Source organism: Escherichia sp. 94.0001 (assembly GCF_013369155.2).
Lineage (GTDB): Bacteria > Pseudomonadota > Gammaproteobacteria > Enterobacterales > Enterobacteriaceae > Escherichia > Escherichia coli_F.
The window spans coordinates 1-8,886 of the sequence record NZ_JABWMS020000099.1 but is presented as its reverse complement, the minus strand read 5'-3'; the positions used below and the strand labels follow the sequence as shown (position 1 = coordinate 8,886).

The following is an 8,886-nucleotide window of genomic DNA, read 5'->3' as shown; positions in this document are numbered from 1 at the left end:
ATACTGGCCATAGGGAACTGAACTATATATCTAATTAAAGAGCGCACGATACTCCCCCTCATTTATTTCCCTTTTGAGCTCGACAAGTATCTCATTCTCATGGAAATTTTCTACTGTCAAGCCATCAATCCTATGAGCTAAATCTTCGAACTCACACTCTCCTAATCTTTTAGGACAATTTAATATAGAAATAGTTCGCTCTATATCATCACTATCCACGGTGCTAACGCTTCCTTTTTTGAAACCCACATTGCCAGCAAGCTCAACGACACCTTGGGTTAGTCTATCAATATTAGATTGTTCAGAATCCGTAATATTAAAAGATACTTTAACCTCACGCGAACTTCTTTGTAGTGCAACTGCATGCCCAACAGCGAATTGCTGAGCATCGAACAACATTTCTATTTTCTTAACCTTAGCATATTCAGCCAGTACAGTAGGTATATCTCTATTATCTATTAAAATAGATGTAGAAAGTCTTCCTGCATATTCTCTTTTACCCTTAGCCTCAGCTTTTTCACGCCCCAATGCCAGATTATCAGCAATGTAATTAGAAATTTTATCCGCTTTCAATGCATTGAATTTATTACGAAGCAAAGCAAACAAGACATGTATACTGCAAGAGTTGTGATAGTACTCGTAAAGGCCTTTCAAAGAGTCTTTCTTAACAACAAAAAAATTAAAATCAATTAACTTTTCATCATCAAGAATATCAGCCGTGTGGATAGTAAATTGTCCATCCTGAAATCTTGCTCTACAATCTCTTCGCTGATCCTTAAAGGATAATACGACGCCTGAAAAAAACACATCATCTTCATGGAAAAGGAAAAATCGCTCCCCTCCCTCGAACCCCATTCTTTCTCCATTAAATGGGATCAAGTAATTTATGAAATCCGAAAAGCGAATTGTTTTATTTTTATTAGTTAAAGAAATTCCAATTCGTCTGACTTTCATCTTAAATCCTTTCTACTGTGAGGAAACCATCAAGCTAATAGTTTCAATGGTAAATTAGTAACTTTATTATTCAATACCACAACCTGAGATTACTTCAAACTTAGCCGGATTTGAAGTTTTTTCCAGAATGCCTGAAGAAGACAAAAAGAAGCGAAGTGACATAATCAAACTTGTAACCCGTGTGCAAAGCTCGCTCTAAGGCCATAGAACAATTACAGGCCTATCAAAACATAATATGCCCCCCTTCACCAAACACAGCTCGATAGGCTCTATCGCCGCACACGAAGCCAAGGCAAATAAACGAGCTGCACACAAAAATCGCACTACACCGCACCCGCCTGCGGTTTTCATATCACGAAAATTTTTCAGTTGTGATTTTTTACAAACGATACCGCCAGCCCACGCCCGTACTGGGGATACACTGCGAGACAGGAACTGAAAAGAATGAAAAGAAATTCAGCTTTTTTCAGTTTTACTGTCCGTCGCATTTGTGGCCTGAATACGCAACACTATGATATTAAATGGATAATTTATTTTAGGTGTGTGATTTTATGAAGGCTTGTGAAATATGAAAAACATAACCAGTTGAAAAATAATAATTTTATATCCGTATAAACTGAAATCCTGTGTTCAGGTTCCGGGAACGGATCGGCCATTCCCGACGCATACTTTACCTATTCTTTTGCGCAGCCAGCAGCAACTTTAAAGCCTTTTCCCGTTCCTCGGGTGGAATTGCATCAATTAGCTCTTTAACCCTTCCCTGCCCGTTCAGCGCGCTTGGACTAACGGAATGGGAGAAAGCAACATTCATCACAAACGAGTGACCGCACTCCACATTAGAGCAATAGCAGTACACATCGTACAGTTGTGGGTGTTTCCTGTTTGTTTTACCTATCCGCGCTACTGCCTGACATGTGGGGCAGTACATTCTCATCATCTTCATCGTTCTGTGCCCTATACTGTTGCCCGCCAGAAGAAGGGATTTGGCTCCCTACCTCTTGTTCTGAACGTGTAACACTGGTAACACGTGTAACGCTATTGATTTAAAAGGATTTAATCTGTTACCAGTTAGCATAATCAAGAGGTAACGCGTGGTAACACACCATTTTTTGTTACCAGTGTTACCAGTCAGTATTTTTGACTGGTAACACTGAAGAACCGCATCAGTAACGGGTGTTACCTCTGTTACCAGTGTTACCTCATAAAAATAAGACTCACGCGATGATTACTCAGGTTCGGCGCTTCCCAGTACCTGTGTATTGAACTGGTACACACGTTTAAGCCCTATTTCTGGCAGGCGAATGCTGTTTTGCGTCCGGCCATCTTCACCGGGTTTCAGCCAGCCCGCGTCCACACACAACCTGGCCACCTTACGCGAGTCAAATCCCTTACAGATCTCCTTCCAGCCTGACGGGAGAACGTAGAACGTCACAACCGGCTCGGTCACGTTGTCTCCTTTATCGACTTTTCTGAATCCCATCATTGAAATAGGCCGGTTCCTGTCGTCATTCCAGTCAGCAAACCGACTGAACTGATTACGCGTCATGAAGTCCCGTACCTGTTCAAGTGCCGCTTTATCTTCTTGATTAGCTGTATGGCCCCGGTCAGCCATCCATGCAGCCAGACAACGTTGAGCGGCACGAAAGGCCTCTCCCTCCGGCCATCCTGTGATGCCCGCTTTTGTGGCCAGTTCCCCGGCCATCGCAACCAGAGCAAAACGGGTAACAGCCCGGCCAACCTGATTCCCGGCATTTTCCGGCGTCAGCCTTCGGGTGTACTCTTTCAATAAGGCTTTCGCCTGGCTGGTCAGTTCCGGCAGATCAGCGGTCAGGCAATGCAGCCAGTCGCGGAATGGTGCGCCATGATAATGCGCTACATGCTGCTCAAGATGCTCAGCCAGGGTTTTCCCGCTACTGAAGCCATGAAGTTCTTCAAACACGCCATATTTGCCTGAATCGCTTGGGATCTGGATCATTCTGACCTCAACCCCGGCATACGTACGTTCCCCGGCGCTTGCCGCATGTTCCACCAGTGACAGTTCCCCGGTGGACAGAAACAACAGATTCCAGCGGTTGGTTTCCCTTACCGAACCATCTGTTCTGGCTCTGGCTTTGCCCTGCCCGTTAGCCAGCATATAAGCGATATTCCCCGCCTCCCTGCCGTCAACCTCCCGGATTTCATCGAGCATCAGCGTGGCATCATTGCGGCGGCTCGCCGTTCCTTCTAAGGCATTCCCCGTCGCCCGCCACGTATGCCAGAAATCTGTTCCACCACATACTGATGCAGCCACTTTCATCGTCGTGGTTTTACCGTCTGTTGATTCTCCTTTGAGGTGATAACCTCCACCGCCGATACCAACCAGTTTCAGAAGGGGGGCAGCAAATGCCAGACTCACTGCAAAGGCAAGACGGGCATTCTTTATGCAGTAACGGCCTATATTTTCACGCCAGTCCTCTGATGTGCCGCTGACACGAAAATCACGCCCCTGCACACTCGATGTTTGTAAGATGACTGACTGGGCTTCGCGCCCTATCACTTCATCCTGGAGAACGTAAACCCCGCCGTGCCAGCCCGTTTTATTCACACAGGTTACTTTTCTGTCCGGTTTACACAGCGAGATATATTCCATCAGGAATGCTCTGGCCATGCCGTTAATGTTGATGTACGAAAGTCCGTTAACCAACAGAACGCGGCGCAGCTCTTCCCCGCTACCACCCAGCATCTCCATCGGCATTGCCCATTTACGGCTGTTTCCGTTGGTATCTTCCCATTCCAGCAAACGCCCGTAATTACTCCCATCAGCATCACTGGTGATTGCCGTCACCCGCAACGGACTGCAAATTTTGATATTACGTATCTCCGTATCGCCATCAGACTTATTAACCAGCTTGTCGTACCACAAATATTCTTTTGTCAGCCGGAATCCTTCTGGCAAACGGGTCTGCCCTTTGCCATGCAGCGTCATTTCTTCACGAAAGGCATCTCTCGCCCGTTCTTTTCCCACTTCCTGCCGATAATCATCCCAGTCAGCCTTATGGCGTACCGGAGGAAGCGTTACCCAGCCATCCACCGCTTTGGCGGCTTTCTCTGCCTGAATACGCCCGGTGTTTTCTTTCCCGTCAGCCAGATCATTATCGCCAGCCAGAATGATCCGGGTTTCCGGCCAGCGTTTTCGGATCTGCTCCGTCACCTTCAGTAAATTGGTGACAGCGACAGCCGCCACGATCCATCCTTCAGTCAGCAGACTGACGGTAAGCGCCGTGGCAAAACCCTCAGTGATAATCACCTGTTCAGGTGTTTCAGCGGGTATATCGGTCAGGGCAATGAATGCGCCAGACAGCTGGCTACCTGGCAGCAGACTTTTATCCCCGTCAGGATTGATAAGCTGACCACCGGTAATATTCCCGGAAATATCCGTCAACGGCAGCAGTAATGAACCGGAGGAAAATGTTATTCCGGCCAGATTCAAAGGTTGTGACAGCAAGGGAAGTGAATACCCGTGTAAGCCCTTGTTAGTCAGATAGACCGGCTCACCATTGCAGGACTGCTGTCTGAGTCTGGTATATCGCTCCGCACCCGCTTCTTTTCCTGTGGCCTTTTTCCTGGCGGGCAAAGCGGGCTTCTCCTGTATTTCTGGTAATGCAAGCGCCTCAGATACCATCCCGGCGGCTTCTTTTATCTTTCTTCCTGTCACCAGACGAACCAGATCAAGACCATCGCCATGACCGCACTGATTACAAAACCACGTCCCACGCCCCGCTTTATCGTCCAGTCGAAAGCGATCTTTGCCACCACAGGCAGGGCAAGCCCCATGATGTCCTGCGGACGGTACTTTGATACCTAATGCTGACAGGATATAAGGCCAGCGCCCAATCGCAGCCCCGGAAATAGTGGATACAGACAGTGTTTTCACAGCAGCACCTCCTGACCTTCCGGCTTCACAAATTCAAAACCTTCGGGTAGTTCGCCATCAGGTGCACCGAAAATAATATCCCGGTAAACCTCACGCATCTCTGTGACACCAAAAACTGACAGGCGAATATTTTCTGACATAAAGCCCGGTTTAAGCATTTTTTCCAGTTTCTCTGCGGCCAGTATGCAACCAGCATCAGCCCCAAACTCATTCACCCACGGCATTTCAATATGGTAAATAATATTGCTCACCACTTTTTCGTGGGTGAGTTCTATTCGTTCGCTATCTTCAATATAAACAGGTTCATTATGAACACGCGCCATTAAGGAAATGAATGCATCAGCAATGTAGTACCGTAAGACTGCTGTTCGTAAAGCATGCGCCTTTAAATTTTGATTATTATTCATCGCGCATCTCTCCCTTAATTGTGCTGGTTTCCTTAACAACGCCATCCAGTTGTTCGGCAATACATGCCACTAAAGCCGCAGCGCCTTCCGCTGAAACAGTTCTCGCTCCATTCACTGTGGGAACGGACAGGACCTCTGCAAGAAACTCACTGGCCAGTGCCGCCCGTAACAGACGACTCTCACCCAGTTCGCTCAATATGCAGCCTTGCTTAAAATTCATGGATTTCATGCAACCACCTCCCCGGCACTTTTCACAGGGATACGGGCAGCAAAGCTCAGGATAAATTCAGTGGCAAGTTTAAGGCGTGCAGCATGCTCGCAGTCTTCGATTACACGCACAGGGCGTGGACGGGCATCACGGTCTGTACGGCGGACAGCCAGAAAGACAAAGGTAAATTCAGGGTGAGATAAAGCAGGGACTGTAGCCATAATGGCAACCTCCTTCAGATAGCGGGTAACGCTACCACCGGAGTTCCTACGCTCATGGGTGGTAGCCCAGACGGGGGTAGGAATACCGGCTCTGAAGGATACCGGCCAGCCCGAAAGCTGCCCCGCCTGGACTACCATAATTCTGATGATGTGGCGTAAAAAATAAAAAAATACAATCAGCCACCACACCATAAATTTTAGGTGAGTCAAAGCTGCGACACAAAAAAACACGCCTGGCGCGTGTAGTATCGCCTTCAGATAACACGGGTTCCTACGCCCGGCTGCCGATTTTGCGGCAACCTTTAAACTATATCCCGCGCATTCCTGGTGAGGCAAGAAATTTATAACCGAAAACTGATCATTGCCTGGATTAATTAACGCTGGCATGCTTAAGCCTCTGCTTAAAAATAGTTCTTCATTTTTCCTGATGCTGTAAACGAGACCCGCCTCTGAGCGGGTCTTTCTGTCGCGAAGTCAATCAGCAAACGTCAGGGCGCTCTCATCGACAGCCGCGTACAGTTCTGGTTCACCGAGTGCATAGCCTTCATTGCGCAGGTAGGAATGTACGTATTCACTGTTTTCATCATCAAACTCAGCACGAAACCAGCGTGTTATCGCCTGGGTGTAAATATGCAGATTATCCAGCGTCGTTACAGCCAGACGCTTACCCGGCATAAACGGGGGAATAAACGCAAAGCGGCCAGCAACAGAACTTGTAGCCATCTGTGCAGCATTCACATCAGCCGGGCGGTCTGCGGCATTAAATAACTTCAGGCGTTGATGTGCTGCCAGCTCTGCCCCAACCAGTACAACCAGACGAGGATCTTCACGAAACTGCTCAGCAATAAGCTCAGTAATCAGATGGTTGGCCAGAGCATCAATATTTTTCCAGGTGCCAGTCTCTCCCAGCGTGACAGGCTCAGAGATGATTTGCTTCCCGTTCCCGTAGGCTTTCGCCAGTGCATGCCAGCCAATATTGACATCCTCGCCTTTTTTATTGATTTCCGGGTTTGTAGTATTTGCAATCGACACACCATTGAAACCGACCCGCAGCATGTCCAGCGCATATGCCTGGGCAAAAAAGCTCTCAACCGTTTTCTCAAATTCATCCGGCACGCCGGTATGGTAAATATGAGACATATCGGAATAGCTGATCCGGGCGCAGGTATCCGTCTCTGTCAGAAAAAACTCCGTACCATTGATTGCCATTTTTTTGTGGAAACGGCCACCATCCACACGTCCGGTATGCAGTTCACTGGCGCCAATATTGACGGCATTACCTGACACGGCGTTAACATCACGTAGGGTGATATTTTTTATAAGCCACCCGGATTCCAGAATTGAGGTACGCAGTATATTTTCAGTAGGTTCGCTTAATGCAAAGCGTCTGTTTGATTCTTCCTGATAGTTAGTGCCAGTGACGAATTTATTATGATAACGACGTGCTGCGTCCGGCCTTTCAGTTTTGAAGGCATACATAGTTTTTCACCTTTTTAAGTATTTAAGAAAAGATTTTATTTTTGTACTCAGTAACCCGATTGTATTTCATTACATGCTCAACATAATCCCGGTCACTTACGACTGAACGTAATACATAATTATCTGCTCGATAGTACTCCCTGTAAGCCATAGCTCTTGCCATTCCACCGTTATTTAATACATAACGATCAGTTGGAACGCTACAACGGCTAATAATTTCACTCACAGAATCAGACAAAGATTTGAGTGCATCTGTAATAAATTTAATATCACGGACAACGTCACCGTCATTAAACACAGAAATAAAATCAGCAGGGATCTGGCCGGATTGAGGAAATATGTTCAGTAAACGCTTCTCAACTCCCTTACCAATGTAGTTAACTTCATCGGCCAGTACGCCCGGTAAAAGCTTGATTGTGCTCAGTCGGCTATGTTGCTCATTCAGCCGGGAAACAGCCAGATGGTAACATCGTTCAGCATCCGCTCGTTCAGCATGCCCCGTTTTATTCTTTTTGGCTTCAGCAATGCTACTGACGCCGTTTTTTGAGAATGTGCTTTTCCATGCAACTTCCGCATTTGTCACTTCACGCTGCCTGAAAGATAACTCTTCCTCTTCCAGACGACACAACTGGGCATAACGGGTCAGGAGCAGGTTGATCTCATTCGCCACAGCTTCCGTATCAGGTACTGTTAACCCCGTAAGTGAATACAACTTTTCACCTTTAGCGCGCAGCTTATTCAGTGAATATATTTCAATAATACGCACAATACAGGCCGTGTCGCTATGAGTCTCTTTAAACGGGCTTACTTTATAGTTTCCTAACACGGAAACATATTCATTCTTAATTGGAAGGGATATGTATTGACTCCCCGCCGGTTGTAGACGGTAATTCATATAAACTCCTTATAAATTCGACTAATACTAATGTTTTTACTCTGAAGAATGACTATCACGCCAAGCATAGTAGTCACCGGCACGCCATCGAGACATACGCCCTAATTTGATTGGTTTAGGAAAACGACCTAGAGAAATCAGTTTATAAATCCATTTATCAGTAAACAGACAATCAGATGTAATGAATTTCATATCAATGAGCGAGTCAGCAGAAGGACGATTATCAGTAAACCCCATAATGAGTTCCTCTCTATGTATCAATCTATATCAACGAAGAGGATTAAAACATCGTTCAAAAATATAAAAAAGGTGAGTAAGCAAAAAAATACTTACTCACCAATAATGTTAATTATTTGTAAAGATTGGTTTTTTGAAAATACTAGCAATCATTTTGCAGATTACTTCGAATGATAAGGGCGGTTCTTTCTTATCAGGCCAAAATTCGGCTGCTCGGGAAAAAACAAGCTTTGTTAGCGCTGTAGCATTGTCTTTTTTGATATTAGAGTTTTCTTTGTAAAGGTAAATGGCCACACTCAAAACTTGATTTCGCTTTGTTGCATGTCGCTCTTGTTGTGCAATTGATAGCGACTTATATACCTCCGAAGAAGAAACATCATTATTAATAATATTATACAGTTTTCGAACATCATCGCTTTCTATATATCCATCATGCTCAAAAAAAAGCCCATCAGAATTTTTCCAGTCTATCTGAAAGAACTTTATATATTCTGAAAACACTTCCCCTGCTGGAACAAGAAGAGATGGGTATACTGGGAATTGCCCACTAAAATAAATAAAATCCTTCTGGA

9 protein-coding genes and 1 pseudogene are annotated in these 8,886 nt (G+C 45.8%); all 10 read right to left on the bottom strand.

Annotated features, from left to right (window positions below):
* Positions 1-30: 30 nt before the first annotated feature.
* Entirely contained in the window at positions 31-954 is a 924-nt protein-coding gene (locus tag HEN33_RS23235; RefSeq protein ID WP_063979384.1) for a hypothetical protein, read from the bottom strand.
* 670 nt (positions 955-1,624) lie between these two features.
* Complete coding sequence (locus tag HEN33_RS23230; RefSeq protein WP_000783296.1) at positions 1,625-1,897, bottom strand: ogr/Delta-like zinc finger family protein; 273 nt, start codon at positions 1,895-1,897, stop codon at positions 1,625-1,627.
* 282 nt (positions 1,898-2,179) lie between these two features.
* Positions 2,180-4,867, bottom strand: a complete 2,688-nt coding sequence (locus tag HEN33_RS23225; protein WP_176263165.1) for a DUF927 domain-containing protein — start codon at positions 4,865-4,867, stop codon at positions 2,180-2,182.
* On the bottom strand, positions 4,864-5,274 hold the full coding sequence (locus HEN33_RS23220) for a hypothetical protein (RefSeq protein WP_176263166.1): 411 nt from the start codon (positions 5,272-5,274) through the stop codon (positions 4,864-4,866). Before HEN33_RS23220 ends, HEN33_RS23225 begins: the two co-directional genes overlap by 4 nt.
* Positions 5,267-5,503 carry a hypothetical protein gene (locus HEN33_RS23215; protein ID WP_000839712.1) on the bottom strand — a complete coding sequence of 79 codons (237 nt, stop codon included), beginning with the start codon at positions 5,501-5,503 and terminating at the stop codon, positions 5,267-5,269. The genes HEN33_RS23220 and HEN33_RS23215 overlap by 8 nt, the downstream gene beginning before the upstream one ends.
* Positions 5,500-6,090 carry a host cell division inhibitor Icd-like protein gene (locus tag HEN33_RS23210; RefSeq protein WP_176263167.1) on the bottom strand — a complete coding sequence of 197 codons (591 nt, stop codon included), beginning with the start codon at positions 6,088-6,090 and terminating at the stop codon, positions 5,500-5,502. Before HEN33_RS23210 ends, HEN33_RS23215 begins: the two co-directional genes overlap by 4 nt.
* An 87-nt stretch (positions 6,091-6,177) precedes the next feature.
* Positions 6,178-7,182, bottom strand: coding sequence for a P2 family phage major capsid protein (locus HEN33_RS23205; protein WP_052934917.1), 1,005 nt, complete (start codon positions 7,180-7,182; stop codon positions 6,178-6,180).
* A 22-nt stretch (positions 7,183-7,204) separates the two neighbouring features.
* A complete protein-coding gene (locus HEN33_RS23200; protein ID WP_079978939.1) occupies positions 7,205-8,077 on the bottom strand; it encodes a hypothetical protein in 873 nt (290 codons plus the stop codon).
* Between the two features lie 36 nt (positions 8,078-8,113).
* Complete coding sequence (locus HEN33_RS23195) at positions 8,114-8,314, bottom strand: helix-turn-helix transcriptional regulator (RefSeq protein WP_000507057.1); 201 nt, start codon at positions 8,312-8,314, stop codon at positions 8,114-8,116.
* A gap of 108 nt (positions 8,315-8,422) precedes the next feature.
* Positions 8,423-8,886: pseudogene (locus tag HEN33_RS23190) on the bottom strand (hypothetical protein); the annotation flags it as partial.